The 17,136-nt window shown below is 52.1% G+C and carries 21 protein-coding genes; 12 read left to right on the top strand and 9 right to left on the bottom strand.

Annotation, left to right across the window (positions count from 1 at the left end):
- The first annotated feature begins 78 nt into the window (after nucleotides 1-78).
- On the top strand, nucleotides 79-1,095 hold the full coding sequence (locus AC0L73_RS16270) for an NADPH:quinone oxidoreductase family protein (RefSeq protein ID WP_227951420.1): 1,017 nt from the start codon (nucleotides 79-81) through the stop codon (nucleotides 1,093-1,095).
- Between the two features lie 27 nt (nucleotides 1,096-1,122).
- On the opposite strand, the gene AC0L73_RS16265 is transcribed toward AC0L73_RS16270, so the two are convergent.
- Both AC0L73_RS16265 and AC0L73_RS16260 read right to left on the bottom strand, forming a co-directional pair.
- Nucleotides 1,123-1,446, bottom strand: coding sequence for a YbjQ family protein (locus tag AC0L73_RS16265; RefSeq protein ID WP_227951418.1), 324 nt, complete (start codon nucleotides 1,444-1,446; stop codon nucleotides 1,123-1,125).
- Nucleotides 1,447-1,458: 12 nt separating this feature from the next.
- On the bottom strand, nucleotides 1,459-1,671 hold the full coding sequence (locus AC0L73_RS16260) for a hypothetical protein (RefSeq protein ID WP_227951416.1): 213 nt from the start codon (nucleotides 1,669-1,671) through the stop codon (nucleotides 1,459-1,461).
- Nucleotides 1,672-1,973: 302 nt separating this feature from the next.
- Here AC0L73_RS16260 and AC0L73_RS16255 point away from each other — a divergent pair, with 302 nt between their 5' ends.
- Genes AC0L73_RS16255 through AC0L73_RS16230 form a run of 6 tightly spaced genes read left to right on the top strand, consistent with a single transcriptional unit; the run spans nucleotide 1,974 to nucleotide 7,567 of the window.
- Nucleotides 1,974-2,981 (top strand): OmpA family protein, encoded by a 1,008-nt coding sequence (locus tag AC0L73_RS16255; protein ID WP_473654260.1) that lies wholly within the window; start codon nucleotides 1,974-1,976, stop codon nucleotides 2,979-2,981.
- Between the two features lie 2 nt (nucleotides 2,982-2,983).
- Nucleotides 2,984-4,183 carry a hypothetical protein gene (locus AC0L73_RS16250; RefSeq protein WP_227951412.1) on the top strand — a complete coding sequence of 400 codons (1,200 nt, stop codon included), beginning with the start codon at nucleotides 2,984-2,986 and terminating at the stop codon, nucleotides 4,181-4,183.
- 32 nt (nucleotides 4,184-4,215) lie between these two features.
- On the top strand, nucleotides 4,216-5,433 hold the full coding sequence (locus AC0L73_RS16245; protein ID WP_473654259.1) for a hypothetical protein: 1,218 nt from the start codon (nucleotides 4,216-4,218) through the stop codon (nucleotides 5,431-5,433).
- Entirely contained in the window at nucleotides 5,430-5,576 is a 147-nt protein-coding gene (locus AC0L73_RS16240) for a hypothetical protein (RefSeq protein ID WP_473654258.1), read from the top strand. Before AC0L73_RS16245 ends, AC0L73_RS16240 begins: the two co-directional genes overlap by 4 nt.
- Nucleotides 5,577-6,512, top strand: a complete 936-nt coding sequence (locus AC0L73_RS16235) for a glycosyltransferase family 9 protein (protein ID WP_227951408.1) — start codon at nucleotides 5,577-5,579, stop codon at nucleotides 6,510-6,512. It abuts the gene before it with no gap.
- Entirely contained in the window at nucleotides 6,509-7,567 is a 1,059-nt protein-coding gene (locus AC0L73_RS16230; RefSeq protein ID WP_227951406.1) for a glycosyltransferase, read from the top strand. Before AC0L73_RS16235 ends, AC0L73_RS16230 begins: the two co-directional genes overlap by 4 nt.
- On the opposite strand, the gene AC0L73_RS16225 is transcribed toward AC0L73_RS16230, so the two are convergent.
- Complete coding sequence (locus AC0L73_RS16225; protein ID WP_473654257.1) at nucleotides 7,556-8,419, bottom strand: ABC transporter ATP-binding protein; 864 nt, start codon at nucleotides 8,417-8,419, stop codon at nucleotides 7,556-7,558. The two genes, AC0L73_RS16230 and AC0L73_RS16225, sit on opposite strands and share 12 nt — an antisense overlap.
- Nucleotides 8,310-9,242: an ABC transporter transmembrane domain-containing protein gene (locus AC0L73_RS16220; protein ID WP_473654256.1), complete on the bottom strand. Its 933-nt coding sequence runs from the start codon at nucleotides 9,240-9,242 to the stop codon at nucleotides 8,310-8,312. Before AC0L73_RS16220 ends, AC0L73_RS16225 begins: the two co-directional genes overlap by 110 nt.
- A 295-nt stretch (nucleotides 9,243-9,537) precedes the next feature.
- Here AC0L73_RS16220 and rpmE point away from each other — a divergent pair, with 295 nt between their 5' ends.
- Nucleotides 9,538-9,765, top strand: a complete 228-nt coding sequence (rpmE, locus tag AC0L73_RS16215; protein ID WP_227951401.1) for a 50S ribosomal protein L31 — start codon at nucleotides 9,538-9,540, stop codon at nucleotides 9,763-9,765.
- 88 nt (nucleotides 9,766-9,853) lie between these two features.
- On the opposite strand, the gene AC0L73_RS16210 is transcribed toward rpmE, so the two are convergent.
- Entirely contained in the window at nucleotides 9,854-10,300 is a 447-nt protein-coding gene (locus AC0L73_RS16210) for a DUF1465 family protein (RefSeq protein ID WP_473654255.1), read from the bottom strand.
- Between the two features lie 215 nt (nucleotides 10,301-10,515).
- Between AC0L73_RS16210 and AC0L73_RS16205 the strand changes: the two genes are divergently transcribed.
- From AC0L73_RS16205 to AC0L73_RS16190, 4 genes are all read left to right on the top strand, one after another.
- Nucleotides 10,516-10,962, top strand: a complete 447-nt coding sequence (locus AC0L73_RS16205) for an Hsp20 family protein (RefSeq protein ID WP_473654254.1) — start codon at nucleotides 10,516-10,518, stop codon at nucleotides 10,960-10,962.
- A 149-nt stretch (nucleotides 10,963-11,111) separates the two neighbouring features.
- Nucleotides 11,112-12,104 (top strand): succinylglutamate desuccinylase/aspartoacylase family protein, encoded by a 993-nt coding sequence (locus AC0L73_RS16200; RefSeq protein WP_227951394.1) that lies wholly within the window; start codon nucleotides 11,112-11,114, stop codon nucleotides 12,102-12,104.
- A 35-nt stretch (nucleotides 12,105-12,139) separates the two neighbouring features.
- Nucleotides 12,140-12,739, top strand: a complete 600-nt coding sequence (locus AC0L73_RS16195; protein WP_473654253.1) for a cadmium resistance transporter — start codon at nucleotides 12,140-12,142, stop codon at nucleotides 12,737-12,739.
- An 82-nt stretch (nucleotides 12,740-12,821) separates the two neighbouring features.
- Nucleotides 12,822-14,165, top strand: coding sequence for a hypothetical protein (locus tag AC0L73_RS16190; RefSeq protein ID WP_473654252.1), 1,344 nt, complete (start codon nucleotides 12,822-12,824; stop codon nucleotides 14,163-14,165).
- Between the two features lie 49 nt (nucleotides 14,166-14,214).
- Here AC0L73_RS16190 and AC0L73_RS16185 read toward each other — a convergent pair whose 3' ends face one another.
- Genes AC0L73_RS16185 through rfbC form a run of 4 tightly spaced genes read right to left on the bottom strand, consistent with a single transcriptional unit; the run spans nucleotide 14,215 to nucleotide 17,136 of the window.
- Nucleotides 14,215-14,646: an acyl-CoA thioesterase gene (locus AC0L73_RS16185; protein WP_227951390.1), complete on the bottom strand. Its 432-nt coding sequence runs from the start codon at nucleotides 14,644-14,646 to the stop codon at nucleotides 14,215-14,217.
- 21 nt (nucleotides 14,647-14,667) lie between these two features.
- Nucleotides 14,668-15,522 carry a dTDP-4-dehydrorhamnose reductase gene (rfbD, locus tag AC0L73_RS16180; protein WP_473655460.1) on the bottom strand — a complete coding sequence of 285 codons (855 nt, stop codon included), beginning with the start codon at nucleotides 15,520-15,522 and terminating at the stop codon, nucleotides 14,668-14,670.
- Nucleotides 15,519-16,604, bottom strand: a complete 1,086-nt coding sequence (rfbB, locus tag AC0L73_RS16175; RefSeq protein ID WP_473655459.1) for a dTDP-glucose 4,6-dehydratase — start codon at nucleotides 16,602-16,604, stop codon at nucleotides 15,519-15,521. Before rfbB ends, rfbD begins: the two co-directional genes overlap by 4 nt.
- A complete protein-coding gene (gene rfbC, locus AC0L73_RS16170; RefSeq protein WP_227951382.1) occupies nucleotides 16,567-17,136 on the bottom strand; it encodes a dTDP-4-dehydrorhamnose 3,5-epimerase in 570 nt (189 codons plus the stop codon). The genes rfbB and rfbC overlap by 38 nt, the downstream gene beginning before the upstream one ends.

Genomic DNA, 17,136 nt, shown 5'->3' with positions numbered 1-17,136 from the left:
CACAGCTTGTTCCAGATGATAGCTCGGCTATAGTAAGGCCCTGTTTTTCAATCAATAATAAGTCAGGATCAACGTGACATGCGCGCTATCGTCATCCATGAATTCGGCAACTATAGAGATGTTGCCAAACTCGAAACCCTCCCCGTTCCAGAGCCCGGCCCTGGCGAAGTTGTTGTCCGCAATAAAGCGGCCGGGGTAAGTTTCGCTGCCTCCCTCAACATTGCAGGAAAGTACCAGCGCAAGGCGCCCCTCCCCTACATTCCCTCGACAGAGGCCGCCGGTATCGTTCACGCCGTGGGAGAGAATGTAAGTCGCGTTGCCGTTGGCGATCATGTCATGTGCAGCGTCGATCACGGTGGTGCAGCCGGTTTCTGTAAAATTGAAGATGTCGCCTGCTTCAAGATACCGAAGGAAATGGACCCCGCCGTTGGCTCCGCGCTGATCACCTCCTACAACACGTCTTACGGGGCGCTCATCCGCCGGGCCAACTTGCAAAGCGGAGAGACATTGCTCGTTCACGGTGCAGCCGGAGCTGTTGGAACGGCAGCTGTCGAGATCGGCAAGGCCCTTGGCGCAACGGTGATTGCTGTCGCCGGCGGAAAAAATCATTGCGAGACAGCCCGCCATCACGGCGCGGACCACGTCATCGATCACCGGGAATCCAATTTTCGCGATGTCGTAATGGACCTAACCAACGGTCGCGGGGTTGATCTTGTCTATGACAGCATCGGTGGCGATGTGACAATCCAGTCCATCCGCTCCCTCGCGTGGGAAGGGCGATTGCTGACCATCGGTTATGCCTGCGGGGAGATTCCCAAAATCGCGGCCAATACACTCTTGCTGAAAAACGCATCAGCTATGGGCTTCAACCTTGGCCATTTCTTCGGCTGGTCGCCCGGCGGTAACCGAAAGCAATATATCGATGCCCTCGACGAAATGGCGGCTGGTGTCCTTGATTTATACTCAAAAGGCCTCATCAAGCCCGAGATCGGCGCCCGTTTTTCTCTTGACCAATTCGTTGATGCACTTGATGCCGTAATTGATCGCAAAGTCGACGGCAAATGCGTTATCGAAATCGGCGAAAAAGACTACTAACCGGTTCTATTCTATGGCAGTCGCGGCTCATGTCTTCGGAACCAGCCGCACTGCTGTGCCATAGGCAAGGATTTCCGCAGAGCCTGCCATCACCATGGAAGTTGTGAAGCGCATCCCGATGACGGCATCCGCTCCTTTCAGCTTGGCTTCGGTGATCATGCGATCTGTCGCCTGCTCGCGGGCCTCTCCCATCAGTTTTGTGTATTCCCGAACTTCGCCGCCAACAAGGTTACGCAGTGCCGCAATAATGTCCGTGCCAATATGCTTAGCGCGAATCACATTCCCCCTAACCAGACCAAGCACTTCGGCAATTTCCTGACCTTCAATTTCTTCTGTGGTCGCTACAATCATCGTTACTCTCACTTACTTATCGATATTTCGTTCATAATAATCATCTTCGTCACTGGCTTTCCGCTGCCACAAGACACGCGCCAGCAAGTAGAAGAAACAGGCCAACACGATGAAGAGGATTGCTCCGAAAGGAAATGAGGCTGTTGCACCGGCAAAAATCAGAAAGAATAGATAAACCGCGCCGGCAAAGACAGCCAGTATCAGCGCTATGGTATCAAGTTTCATTAAATCAGATCCTTCTTTCAGAAAGCTCCATTAAATTGTATCTTTTCGCCATTAAGTAAATCAATAATAGCAAAAAATCCTTTCATAAAGCTAAACACCAGAGAGTTGCCGAAAATTATGTCAACCGGTCGATTTGAATGCAAACTAAGGGATTGTGGGCGCGCGCGCGCTAAGTTATGGTGCAAAGCGGTTCATTCGCCTGTCGTAAAGTTGACAATTTCAATTGGCAGATATGAGCCTCGGACGTAAAGTTCGCGTGAATTTGATGTTAGTTATCGGTTAAAAGGAAAGGAAGGGAGCCAGTGACCAAATTGCCATCGGCAACATACTCGTTTTCCCTGCTTGCCTCTCTTGCAGTATCCATTCCCCTTATCGGCATCCATACTGCCCCGGCCTACGCGGAAACGAGCAGTTCAACGCGACCGGCGGTTGAGGTCAATCTGGATGCACTTAAATATTCAAGTCCGCAACTCAAGCTTCCGACCCGGATTATTGATGGCAATTCAGTGATCGTACTGACCCCGCCGTCTCTTAAGAAAAACACCTCCTCCGCGCCGTCTCAAAAAATCGTCAAGCCGCTTACCAAGCCGGAACTGACGCTTCCTGAAACGACTGTCGCAGAGGCGAAGCCCATCCCGGTCCCGCGGGTCAATCCGTCTAAACTGCCGGAACCCACGGAAGAAGCGAAGTTTGAGGATTTGGCTATCCCCGTCGTCAAGATGGATACTGCACCGATCCCAACACCTGAAATTGTTGAGGAATCCAAAGCAAAAGTCGCGGATATTGCGGCAGAAAAAATTGTCAAAACGACTGATGTCCCCCTTGCCGAAACTGCTAACGCGAACCCCGCAGAGACTGAGACCACCTCTTCATCAGTTGAAACTGTGGCTGCGACCAGCGTCGATGTGACAGAACCAGAGGCTGCGACTGAGGAAGAAATCAAGCTTGCTGCTATTGCGCCTGATGCAGGAACACCCGCATCGACCACGTCATCTGATATTACTGACAATCTCACGCGCATTCTCTTTACCGAAGGTGCGGTGGATCTGTCGACGGAGGCGCAAACCACCCTGCAAGTCATCGCCGATCAGGTGAAGGACGGCGACCGGCGGAATGTCCAACTCCTTGCCTATGGTAGTGGCAATAGCGTCAGCGCGGCGCGACGTCTCTCACTCGGTCGGGCGCTTGCGGTTCGTTCAAAGCTGATGGAACTGGGTATTGATAACCGACAAATTGAAGTGCGGGCGCTGGGCGAGCCGGAAGGCAACGGGCCATCTGACCGTGTTGATCTCCTCATGATTACAAGGTAGCCATGTCAACTATTCCCAATGTCGAAACACACAGTCTAGCCGGTACGCCGAATATCAAGAAACCACGGCGCTACCTGATCCGTATGACGATTTTTATCGGCGTTGCCATTGCCATTTCCGCCTTTCTCTATCCACAGCTTCAGATCGCTTTTTTTGCAAATCAGTTGTTAAACGGTCTTATCCTTCTGGTCCTGCTTTTCGGCGTTCTGTTTATCTTCCGTCAGGTATTCATGCTAACTGGGGAAATCAACTGGACCCATAGCTTGCGCCGCCTTGAATCCTCACAACCGACGGTCAGGCCCCCGCGTCTGCTGGCGCCGCTCTATACGATTTTTAGCGACAGCAATGGCCCCGTCCGGCTGACCGCCGTTACAATGAACACACTGCTCGACAGTGTCAGCGCCCGCCTTGATGAAGGCCGCGACATTTCGCGCTACCTAATCAATGTGCTGGTATTCCTTGGTCTACTCGGTACTTTCTGGGGCCTGCTGGAGACTGTGGCGTCTGTCGGAGATGCCATTTCCACGCTCAATGTTGGCGGCGGTGGAGATTTTGTTGCCATTTTTGATGAATTAAAGGTCGGCCTGGAAAAACCACTTTCTGGTATGTCGATCGCCTTTTCCTCCTCGCTCTTCGGGCTTTCCGGATCGCTGGTTCTCGGCTTCCTCGATATGCAAGCGGGGCAGGCACAGAACCGGTTTTACGGCGATCTGGAAGAATGGCTGACATCCATTACCCGCTTTACAAGTTCCGGCTCCGGCACCATTACCGAAGGTGACCAAAGCGTTCCCGCCTATGTCCAGGCGCTGCTTGAGCAAACGGCGGAAAGTTTAAATAACCTCCAACGCACCCTCTCCCGGAATGAAGACAAGCGCGGATCGGCGGAAAACTCCCTCATTAATCTCAGCGAGCGTCTCGCGGCCCTCACCGATCAAATGCGAACAGAGCAGGATCTGCTGATCAAGCTTGCCGAAGGCCAGACGGAACTGAAACCGCTCTTTGAGCGGCTTGCGAAATCCGCTGAGAGCGCCGGGCTTGATCAAGCAAGCCGCAATCACCTTCGTAATCTGGATGTGCATATGGTCCGCCTGATGGAAGAAAGCGCCGATGGCCGCGAACAGGTGGTTCAGGAAATTCGCAGCGATATCAAGCTTCTGACCCGGACAATCGCCGCCATTGCGGAAGAAAGCCGTCGTGGTTGAGATCGTGCCTGCCACTAAGGACGGAGTAAGTTATGGCTCGTAGACGCCGCGGACAACGCGCCCCTTACGAGATTTGGCCGGGCTTCGTCGATGCGCTGACCACTCTCTTGCTGGTAATTATCTTCCTGTTGGTCGTCTTCGTGCTCGCACAGTTTTTCCTCTCGCAGGCCCTTTCCGGCCGCGATGCTGCGCTCGAAAAACTCAATCAGCAGGTCAATGAGTTAGCCGATCTTCTGGCGATTGAACGGCGAACCAGCGCAAACTTGGAAGGCCAGATCGCCCAACTTAATATCGATATGACAAAGCTCGCGGAAGAACGCGACAACGTTATCATCCAACTTGACACCCTGACCAGCCGCGCGCTCTCCGCTGAAGAAGATCGGGACCGCCTGACGGTCCTCTTGCGCGAGGAAAAGGATAAATCCGCCGAGGTGGAAGGCAAGCTGGACGTAAGCGAAGCAAGTCTGAAGGCAAATCTTGCCGAACTTGAAAGCCTGAAACGCGATATTACGGCACTTGAGGAAACACGCAAAAAGCTTGAAGAAGAAGTCGGCAAACTCGCCGCCACGATCGAGGATAAAGATACCGAGATCGGTAGCCTGCGCGATCGCAGCAAGGAGCTGGAGGCTCGTATCGCGGATGAAGAGGAACGGACAAATCTCGCGCAGAAAGATATTGAGGAGCGCGAAATTCGCCTTGCCGAATTACAAACACTTTACTTACAGACGCAAGATAAGCTGACCGAAGAAGAAGAACTTTCCGCCGCAGCGCGGGCACAGGTCGCGACCCTCAACGCCCAGATCAGCGCGCTCCGAAATGAACTTGCCAAACTAAATCAGGCACTGGATGCGAGCGAGGCCAAAGACGTGGAACAACAGGCACAGATCGCCGATCTTGGCAAACGTCTTAATCAGGCGCTCGCTGCAAAAGTACAGGAGTTGCAACAGTATCGCTCCGAGTTCTTCGGAAAACTTCGGGAGGTGCTTAAAAACCGTCCCGGCATCAGCATTGTCGGTGACCGCTTCGTCTTCCAATCGGAAGTCCTCTTTGATGCCGGACAGGCGGAGCTTGGGCCCGAAGGCAAACAAGATATGGCGAAATTTGCTGCAACCCTGCTCGAAATTGCGAAAGACATCCCAACGGATATCGACTGGATCCTCCGCGTTGATGGACACACGGATAGTCAGCCCATCAGTACGGCGCGCTTCCCTCCAACTGGGAACTTTCTGTCGCCCGCGCTCTTTCCGTGACAAAATTTCTGATCAGTCAGGGGGTTCCTGCCAAGCGTCTCGCACCAACCGGATTTGGCGAGTTTCAACCGATTGACAACCGCGATGACGAGATCGGCTATCTTCGCAACCGGCGGATCGAGCTGAAGCTGACGGAACGCTAGATGGCGGGAAAGGGCCGGAATATCCTTGTCATCAAGCATGGCGCGCTTGGCGACGTGATCCTCGCACAGGGTCCGTTTCAGGCTATCCGCGCCCATCATGGGGACGCGCGCATTGTATTGCTGACCACCCGTCCCTTCGCTGCCTTCCTTGAGAAATCCGGCCTGTTTGATGAAATCTGGATCGACGAACGGCCGAAGATCTGGCAACTTTCCAAGCTCATTCCCCTAATCTGGAAGCTGCGCGGCGGAAAATTCGACCGGGTCTATGATCTGCAAACCTCGACCCGGACAAATAGCTACTTCAATTTCTTTCCAAAACGGCGAAAACCGGAGTGGTGCGGCGTAGCAAAGGGCTGCTCCCACCCACATGATAGCCCGCTTCGCACTAAAATCCACACAATCGAACGGCATATCGATCAGTTGAAGGTCGCAGGGATAAAGACCGTTCCAACGCCTGATTTTTCCTGGGCAATGACAAATATTTCCAAGTTCAACCTGCCCGCAAAATACGCATTGCTCGTGCCCGGCGGCTCGGCGCACCGGCCGGAAAAACGCTGGCCTGCTATTCGTTTTGCCGAACTTGCCGAGTATTTGGATGAAAAAGGCATTACACCCGTTTTGATTGGCGGCAAGGCGGAAGCCGAGGCGATTGCAACGATCACCAATGCCTGCCCCAACACCCTTGATCTTTCCTCCAAGACAGATTTCGGTGATATTGCCTCTCTTGGCGCGGGAGCGGTTCTCGCGGTTGGCAATGATACAGGGCCGCTGCATCTTATTTCCGCTGTGGGCTGCAAGACGGTGGTGCTTTTCTCCCGCGCGTCCGATCCGAATATGTCCCGCCCACGCGGCCCGGATGTGCGGGTTCTGCGCAAGGATGATCTTGCCGATCTTTCGTTAGGGCATGTGATCGGAGAGTTGGATCTGGTGTCATGAGCAAAGCCGCAGGAACTGTTCTCTGGTGGGGCCGTTTTGATCCTGACTATTCCCGCAACCGAATCCTACGTCAGGCCTTTTCCGCGTTCGGCTGGAAGATTATTGATTTTCGACCTCGCCTCAGTTCGCTTGGTGATCTGGAAGCAACCCTGAAAGGCATAAAGAAACCGGATATTCTTTGGTTGCCTGCCTTTCGTCAGCGCGATATGGCTGCCGCGGCAAGATGGGCCCGGCGACATAACGTGCCGCTTGTCTTCGATCCAATGATCTCCGCCTATGATAAACAGGTGTTTGAACGACGGAAGTTTACGGCGGACAGTCCTCAGGCGGCAAAGCTTCTTGAAAAAGAACGCTCCATCTTTTCATCCGCCGACCAGATCGTCGCCGATACAGCGGGCCATGCGGAATTTTTTGCGGATACATTTGGCCTTTCTCCTGAAAAAATTCACGTCGTCGCGGTTGGAGCGGAAGAGAGCCTGTTCTGCCCCGCCCCACTCACTGAGAGACGCCCTCAGGAACCTTCTGAGGCGCTCTTCTATGGCAGTTTTATTAGCCTGCAGGCACCGGAGGTCATTGTCGAGGCGGCGAAGCTCTGTGACGCCCCTATCCGCTGGACCTTGCTTGGTGATGGCCCACTGAAAGCCATATGTGAAGAAGCAGCCGGAGATCACCCCGCGATCACATTCGAGAGCTATACGCCCTATGAAGACCTACCCGCTCGCATCCATAAAGCAGATATATTGCTTGGTGTTTTCGGGAAAAGCGGTAAGGCCGCGCGGGTGATCCCCAATAAAGTCTATCAAGCGCTCGCTTGTGGTCGGGTTGTGATCACACGCGAATCCACCGCCTATCCCGCCCCGAAGAGCGAGGGTCTGGTCGAAATTCCGGCGGGGGACGCACATGCACTCGCAGAAAACGTGAAGCGGCTTGCTCTTGCGCCAAACCGGCTAGAGGCGCGTGGCGCCGCCGCGAGGACCTACTATGAGCAGCATTTCAGCTTGCAGACCATCCATAGCCAGCTTGAAGCCGTTCTGAAGAAGGTTTTATGCGGATAGTGCGTTCCGACCCACGTCGAATTGCAGCTTGGCAAGCTTGGCGTAAAGCCCGTCCTCAGCCATCAATTCCTCATGAGTACCCTGATTAACGATACGGCCATTTTCCAGCACGATAATCCGGTCGGCGTTAAGCACAGTAGCGAGCCGATGCGCGATAACCAGGGTCGTTCGGTTCTCCATGAGATGCTCAAGAGCGATCTGCACCTGACGCTCGCTTTCCGCATCGAGCGCGGATGTGGCTTCGTCCAGCAGGAGAATCTCCGGATCGCGCAAGATTGCCCGCGCAATCGCAATACGCTGTTTCTGACCGCCAGAGAGCTTGATCCCCCGCTCGCCGAATTCCGTGTGAAATCCTTCAGGCATGGCATCGATAAATTCGGTGGCGACGGCGGCTTCGGCGGCGGCACGCACTTCATCATCGCTCGCCTCCGGTCTACCGTACCGGATATTCTCCATGGCGGTATCGGCGAAAATGACCGCATCCTGTGGCACCAGCCCCATCAGCGCCCGGAGGTAGACCGGATCGACCTTGGAGATATTTGTGCCATCGATGGTAATACAGCCCGACTGCGGATCATAAAATCGCAGCAGGAGCTGAAATATTGTGGTCTTGCCTGCCCCACTCGGTCCGACCAGCGCAACAGTTTCGCCTTTTCGAATTTCAAGCGAGAAGTCATTGAGCGCCGCCTGATCCGGCCGAGACGGATAATGAAAAGTGACATCATCGAAATGGATATTCTTTTCAATCGTTGCCCCAAGAGGAAGTGGATCTCGCCGAGACGGTGACAGAGGGCTCTTCCACGAGCAGTTCCATGAGCCGTTCTGACGCGCCTGCCGCCCGTTGCAACTCACCCCAGACTTCACTGAGCGATCCCATCGAACCCGCGACAATTACCGCATAAAAGACAAAGGCACCCAATGTCCCGCCGGTCATGCTGCCGTCAACGACAGCCGTTGCCCCTCTGGAGAGGACAAAATCAATCGCGCCGAAGATCAGCAGAATGACCAGCGCCGTCAACCAGGCGCGGGCGGTGATACGTTTTACGGCGATACGAAAGCTGGTTTCGACATCCTTACTGAATTGTGCGCGGTCATGGTCTTCGTGGGTGTAGGCCTGCGATGTCTGAATCGCGCGTAAAGTCTCATCCGCGCGCGAACTGACTGCCGCGATACTATCCTGATTGGACCGGCTGAGCTTACGCACTATCCGACCAAAGACGATTATGGGTATCAACACGATTGGGACCACCATCAAAACCATCCCCGAGAGCGCCGGGCTCGTATAGATCAGAAACGCGAGGCCGCCGATAAACAGAAGAAAGTTCCGAAGCGCCACAGAAATTGATGACCCGATAACCGTCTGGATCAGCGTTGTATCGGTTGTCAGGCGCGAAAGCACCTCACCTGTGCGGGTAATTTCGAAAAAGGCCGGGCTGAGGGTCAGTACGTGGTTAAAAACTGCCTTTCGGACATCCGAGATGACCCGCTCTCCTATCCAAGAAACCAAAAAGTAGCGACCAAAAGTAGCGAAAGCGAGTAAAGTGATCACGCCCATCAAGCCGATAAAAACCCGATCAAGGCTTTCCGGGCCGGCAGTAAATCCCTTATCCAGAAGATTGCGGATCGCCTGCCCTATCCACAAAGTGGTTCCCGCTGCAACGACAAGCGCGATCAAGGCACCAAAGACCTGTAGCTTGTAGGGCTTGACGAGATCGCCAAAGTTGCCAAAGGTGCGTTACCACCTGTTTAGACTTTTCCTTCTCATCCACGTCAGGAGCGATTCCGTTTACATCAGTCACGCAGCTATACCTGCCTTTATTATGTCTTAAATTCCAGTTCTTGGGTGTAACGGTCATAGCCAGGAATGCAAGAAAAAATGCCAAAAAACATATCTTTGCTTGCCATAATGTCTCAGCTTTAATATAAGGCCCGCTGAGCGAATTTTAGCGTCCCCCAAAGGGTGAACCGACATGAAAAAAGAAATACATCCAGATTACCACATGATCACCGTCGAAATGACCGACGGATCAACCTTTGAAACCCGTTCTACTTACGGTAAGGAAGGCGATGTTTTGAAGCTGGACATCGACGTGAAAACGCATCCGGCATGGACTGGTGGCCAGCAGCATCTGCGTGATGATGGCCAGGTCGCGAAATTCAACAAGCGTTTTGCGAATTTCGGCATCAAATCAAGCTAAAGAGAATCTGAACCCACACGGGTTTGCGGATCAGGCGCTCATTTGAGCGCCTTTTTTGTTGCCGGTTTCACAAATTCTGATGATGCGTTTAAAGCTGGGCGCGCATAAAGGCGTGTTTTCCCTGCTCATCCAGCCGAACCAGCCTCTGATAAAGGCGCTCACTTCGCTCCAGTAAGGATTGAAGCTCCTCCGGCAGCATCCTGGGGTCGCAAGCGGTGTCCTCTGCGAGGCATACATCCATATGCTGTAGATGACATTCATCTTCTTGCGATTCTTCCAACGTAATCTCCCCCTCTTGCAGGGCGCGCTGAAATAACAGCCAAGACATGCTTTCTGTCAGCCGCGTGGTGAGCCGCAATGATTCTGCCGCATAGCCGAAACTTGCCTCCGCCGGCATGGCTTTCGCGGCAACCTGTCCTGGACCGGCAAGATAACTACGAGCCTCTTTCACCAGATCCAATGTTTCATCATAGGTACGGGTGAAAAAGATGGTCTGCGCCTTGATCTGCGTTCCATCATCATCGCTGACGCCCATCGGCTGTCCTTTGTTGCGTTAGTGAACGGGAATTATTCGTGGGTTTGCAGGAAAAATCTAGCCTCCAAAAGTTAATTTTCCATATTTAGAGGTCTTGAATCTATAAAAATGCACCTCATATACAGTGCATCGGATGCCGATTTTGGGTCTGATAACAAGGGTTTGCCCCAGATTGGGAGGCCCGGATATATATTGCTTCATAGGAGAATATACAAATGCGTAGCTATGATTTTTCACCCCTGATGCGTTCAACCGTTGGTTTCGACCGGATAGAGCAACTTTTCAATGGCTTGGAAAGAGCGTCGGCCGAGAACGGATTTCCGCCCTACAATATCGTAAAAACCGATGCGGATCATTTCCGGATCACGATGGCAGTGGCTGGCTTTACGGAAGATCAGCTCGAAGTGGTCGCCAATCAGAACACCCTGAAAATCAGTGGTAAGTCCGTAGAGGACAAGGAAGAAGCAGAATATCTGCATCGCGGCCTCGCAGCCCGTTCTTTCGTCCAGAAATTCGAGCTTGCAGAAACGGTCAAGGTCGTCGGTGCCGCCATGGAAAATGGCCTGCTTCATATTGACCTCGTCCGTGAAATTCCGGAGGAGCTCAAACCGCGCACCATTGAGATCAACAAGGGCAAGCTTCTCGAAAGTAAAGCCGCCTAATCTGATCCTTCTCTAATCAGGAATAGCCCGCCCCAGTGGCGGGCTATTTTTATGCCTTTTCCCTGACACTCCGGCACTTCTTTCTTGGGCCTATCTAATTGGATGGATATAGTAAGACAATATTTTTCATTTGTTCCGGGTGTCCGTCTATGTCCTCGCTTATCTCCACCAAAATTGATTTCGATAAAGATGGTATCCAACATGGATATCTACAGCTGCTCCATTCCGTTCATCGATCCGCCTACGGCTACATCCCGATCCCGATCGCCAGCATGAAAAATGGAGACGGCCCAACAGTCCTTCTGATGGCGGGAAATCATGGGGACGAATATGAAGGGCAAGTAATCCTCTCCAACATGATCCGGACCCTGCCGCTTGATCAGATACGCGGCCAACTCATCATACTTCCGATGGCAAATTTTCCGGCGGCAGAGGCAGGACTTCGTACGTCCCCGATTGATCAAGGAAATCTCAATCGCTCCTTTCCTGGTAGCGATACCGGCACCCCGACACAACAGATCGCGCATTATATCGAGCATACTTTGCTGAAACGCGCAGATTTTCTATTTGACCTTCATTCAGGTGGTAGTTCGCTCTTTTACACGCCAACATTGCTCTTTTCTGTCACTTCCGATGATCCGCACCTCGCGTTGAAGCGGGAAATTGCGGAAGCTTTCAGCCTGCCCCACACTCTATATTTCGGACGCAGCGATGCAGGCAGTTTTTCCTCTTCAGCGGCTTTTCGCAACGGGGTTTGCAGCATTCTGACCGAACTTGCCGGCGGCGGGACAGTATCCAAGGGACTGCCCAAACTTGCCGGTGATGGTCTGCTCCGCTCCTTGCATAAAATTGGCGCAATAACTACTGCGCCGGATCCCGCCCCCAAGAAGAGCCGGATATTTAATGCGGAAGGCAGTATTTTCGCGACAGAGCCAGGTGTGTATGAACCTCTCGCTGATCCGGGAGAGGATGTCCGCGCGGGCCAGCCCGCCGCGTTGATCCACCGCACCGAAACCCCTGGCCGCGACCCAATCGAGCTGTGTTTTGAGGATGACGGAGTCATTCTCGCAAAGCGGCAAGGCGCAAGGGTCGTTCGCGGGGATTGCCTGTTTCATATTGGGCAAGGCGAAGAGAAAAACTAACTAGCCGGGAAGAGGGCGATATTGGAAAGTTGGTCATGCATGACATTCTTCTAGCCATCGCCATCAGCTTTATGGCCTTTGCTTCGACCAGTATCGATAATCTCTTCCTGCTTGTCACCTTGTCGCTACATCCGAAATATGGGGTTGCCAAGGTCCGGCAGGGATATCTTCTAGCCGTACTGGTGATGATCGGAATTTGCCTGCTTTTTGCCCAAGGTATTCAGCAATTACCCATTGAATTCATCCCCTATATTGGCCTGGTTCCTTTGGGGATTGGTATTATCGAGTTGTGGCAGCTTTTGCGGCGGAGCAAGTCTACAGAGCTTGCTGGCCTCAATGTAACGCTGAAAGAAGGCGGGAGCTTTCTCACCGTTGCGCTGATCATGATCACTCATAGCTGGGATTCCATCGCGATATTGGCCCCGCTTCTCTCTGATACCCGCCCCGGCCTAATCGGCTGGATGGTTACAAGTATCATCGCTGCTGCGGCAATCCTCACCTTCGGCGCCCAAAAAGCGGTCGATCATCCAAAAACGAAGTCCTTTCTGGAGCGATACGCGCCAAAGGCCTTTCCCTTCCTGCTGATCGGCATCGGCCTCTATATCCTGACCAACACCCCTACAGATATAACATAAAATATGCCCTTAAGGCTTTATCATGTCATGCGAAGCCGCTATTGTTATGGCTTAACCTTCGGTTGATTTAAGGAATGGATTGTTGAAATTATTAATTCGCCTTGCGACTCTTGTCCTTATTGCTTTTGTTGTAAATGCCTGCGAGCAACGAACACAACCATTTTATAATCCGACAAATGTTCCCATTCCAAAAAGCCTGTCTTTCACGTCGCTGGAGGAAGTTGGCACTTTAATCAAACAGGCAGGTGCCAGTCAGAACTGGAGTATGACAGACGCAGGACCCGGCCAAATAGACGGCGTTTTTAGAATTCGAACCCATAAAGCCAAGGTCCGAATTGATTATTCCACAATCAACTATTCCATCACGTATGTCTCCAGTATCAATCTGCTGGACAACGGTGTTGGCATCCATCGGAATTACAATAAATGGATCCGAAATCTGGAATCGGCGATCAATGCAAATTTGGCGACGCGGTCCAGCTCCACGAATAGCAAAAATCTGAGCACTAACGATAAAGCGATGTTGGAGGCTTGGAAACGGGCTGAAAAGACCAACGACCCTCTTGTGCTACAAGATTTTATGGATGAGTACGGCGATGGCCCCTTTGCCGACCTTGCGCAAAAACGCCTTGATGAACTTGCACAAATAAGAACCGGAGGAGTTAGGAAATTCGATCCGACCGGAATGTGGCAGGTCGTTGTCACTTATAAGGGTGGAAATGGAAATTCAAGCTGGTGCGGTAGCGGAAAAACCTGGAAGTTTACTCTTGATCTTAAACGAGGAAAAATCAGCCAGACAGTTTGGGTAGACCGATACGGGCTATTCGTTTCCGGCGAAAATTCAGATGATTACGTCGATCTCCATTTTGATTACCCAACGGGCGGCAGCCTGTGGAAGTGGACAGAGAGGTTTGTACTTGATCGCAATGAAAAAAGGCTGACACTAAACGCAGAGGGTGGTGCGCCATCCGGCTGCACAGGAACTCTCGGCGTTCATATGAGGAAAGTTGATAGCGTCGGCTCCGTTTCCAGCACTCTTGGCGCTCCTGCATCACCTCCCGCAAAATACGACACGTTTGACCCTACAGGTCCTTGGCGTGTATACGCCACTTATAATTCCTCCAGCGGGACGTCAGCATCCTGCATTCAAATTGTGAAATGGAATTTTACGCTCGACTTTCATCGAGGGAAAATCTCCAGAACCGTCTATAGCGGACGGACTGCCCTTTATCTAAATGGCGAAAACAACCCTGATTTCGTTGATTTGCAGGTGAATGTACCTGAAGGCGGAACTCTATGGAAATGGACTGAGCGCTTTGTACTTGATGGGCCAGATAAATTTTTCAGGGCCGAGTCACCCAGTGGAGGCGGACTTTATGGGCAATGTCATGGGATCATCGGTATGCGTTTCAAGAAGGTAAAGTAAGGCAACCCGTAACTCATCTTCACTGAATTAGGGTTGAAGCACTACGCTATTACTCTTTGATCTCAAATTTCTCGAACATCTCACGGATAGTGTCATCGACAGGTTCGGTTTTGTGGGTCGTCTGGTTGGTGTTGACCCAGATAATTTCGCCTGTGCAATAGCGGGTATCTTCCCCTTTTGCGAATATCGCGAGTACGAAGGTGATGGAGGTGCGGCCAATTTTCTCCACCCGGCACCCCACCTCGATCTCAGCGTCAAATAGGATAGGTTTCTCGTACAGAACCAGTGATTTCACGAGATGAAAATCAAGCCCGGTCCGTTTCACATAGTCCTGATGATCATAGCCCAGATGGCGAAAATATTCCGAAATTGCTGTATCGAAATAGGTCAGATAGTGGGCATTAAATACCACACTCTGCGCATCAATTTCCGAATAGCGCACACGAAACGGATGAAAGAAGTTGAAATCCTGCCGATCCATGGGGGGTGTCCTTGTTTTGATTTATTTTCCCAATATACCCGATAATGCCTTTTGCCAATCAGGCTGGTCAATGCCAAAAACCTGATTGATTTTTGCACAGTCGAGCACGGAATTCTTTGGCCGCTCTGCGGGAACCGGATAGTCTTCCGTCGGAATGGGGTTGAGAGCGGGGGCGACAGCTGAGTGAGCGAAAATGGCTTTTGCAAAACCAAACCATGTAACGGCGGGCGCACCACAATAATGATATATTCCCCAAGACTGAAACCCGGGCTTTTGCACCTGTTTGGCAATCTTTAGAAGGCTTGCCGCGATATCATTCGCCGCAGTCGGTCCGCCGGTCTGATCATCAACAATATTCAATTCCTTATGGCTTTGCGCAAGACGAAGCATGGTGGTGACAAAATTCTGCGCACCCCCAAACACCCACGCCGTCCGCAGGATAATGTACTTTGTCGATGCTGCCGCTATGCGCGCCTCTCCGTCTGCTTTGCTTTTGCCGTACACACTGAGCGGTGCGACAGCGTCATCTTCAAGATAGGCGCCATCCTTTTTACCATCGAAGACAAAATCCGTGGAAATATGCAGAAACGGAATATCCGCATCGGCGCAAGCAAGAGCCAAGTTTTCCGCTCCCTCGGCATTAATCGCGAAAGCTGCGTCTACGTCCTCTTCCGCTTTGTCCACGGCAGTATAAGCAGCGGAGTTGATCACCGCATCCGGGGAGAGATTGCGAACCTGCTCCCGGACAGCGGATTGATCTGTAATATCGAGTGCCTGTCGATCAAGAGCAATGACGTTAATCTCATGAGAAGAGGCAAGATTTTGCAGCGCCTGCCCCACCTGCCCGCCTGCGCCCGTGACCAGTATCTTCATCAGCCGCTCGTTCCCATGCCGAGACGTTCCTGAGTGTAATCCGCGGCAACTGCCTTCACCCAATCAAGATTTTCAAGATACCAGTCGACGGTCTTTTCCAAACCGGTTTCCAGATTGAGAGATTGGGACCAGCCAAGCTCCGCCTCTATTTTAGAGCAATCCACCGCGTAGCGGGCATCATGCCCCGGCCGGTCGGTGACAAAGCGGATCAAGTCTTCATGCGGGGCCTTTTCCGGGAATTTTTTATCCATGATCCGGCAGATGCTGCGTACAATATCAATATTTGTCCGCTCTGCCCGGCCGCCGATCATGTAAGTCTCCCCGATCTTGCCAGAGGTGACAACCTGTTGCAGGGCAGCAGCATGATCTTCCACATAAAGCCAATCGCGGATATTTTCCCCTTTGCCGTAGACTGGCAATTCCTTGCCTTTTAGGCAGTTCAGGATAATCACCGGAAGAAGTTTTTCCGGAAACTGGTATGGACCGTAATTGTTGGAACAGTTAGTCACCAAAACCGGCAGGCCAAAGGTGCGATGCCATGCCCGCGCCAGATGGTCGGATCCGGCTTTGCTCGCGGAGTATGGAGAATTGGGATCATACGCGCTGGTTTCCGAAAACAACCCTTCGGGTCCGAGTTCCCCATAGACTTCATCTGTCGAGACATGCAGGAACCGGAAATCATCTTTCGCCGATCCATCGAGCGCGCGCCAAAATTGATAGGCTGCATCCAGCATGGTGAAAGTGCCTACAAGATTAGTCTGGACAAAATCCGCAGGGCCATCGATCGACCTGTCCACATGGGATTCCGCGGCTAAATGATAAACTGCCGTTGGTTTGTATTTACTGAACAACTCCCCGATGCCATCGCGATCACAGATATCGGTCTGTGAAAAATGATAATGAGGGCTATTGCTGACAGGTTTCAGGCTTTCAAGCGATCCGGCATAGGTCAGCTTGTCGATAATCAGGACATCTTCTTTGCCCTGATTAATCAGGTCGCGGGCAAGTGCGGAACCAATAAAGCCCGCCCCCCTGTGACAAAAACAGTCATCTGGTTTCCTTGAATTCGAATAATCTTGTCTGATCTTTTAATAAAGGCAAAATCTTATCTTTTTCTGAAAGAATTGCCTTTTCTGCCGATACAGACCAATTAATATTCAAATCTGGATCATTCCAGAAAATGCCGCAGTCATGCTCTGGACTGTAATAGTCGGTTACTTTGTAGACGATCTCGGTATCCGGCTGCAATGTACAGTAGCCATGCGCGAAGCCGGCTGGAACCCAGAGTTGACGCCAGTTTTCCGCAGATAATTCCACAGCAACATGCTGTCCAAATGTCGGGGAGCCCACCCGGATATCCACCGCAACATCGATAATAGCACCGCGCAGAGCCCTCACGAGTTTTCCCTGTGCCTTCGGAGCTAATTGATAGTGCAAACCCCGCACGACCCCCGCCTCGGCGTTATGGGCATGATTATCCTGCACGAAAGTAAGGTCCAGTCCCGCTTCTTTCAGCGTCTGAGCATTCCAGACCTCGGAAAAGAAGCCCCTGTCATCTCCAAATTTTTTTGGACACAGGATTTTTACGTCTGCAATTGCCGTCTCTTCAATCTGCAT

This window comes from Sneathiella sp. D3-11, assembly GCF_055809395.1.
This window is presented reverse-complemented; position numbering and strand designations above follow the sequence as displayed.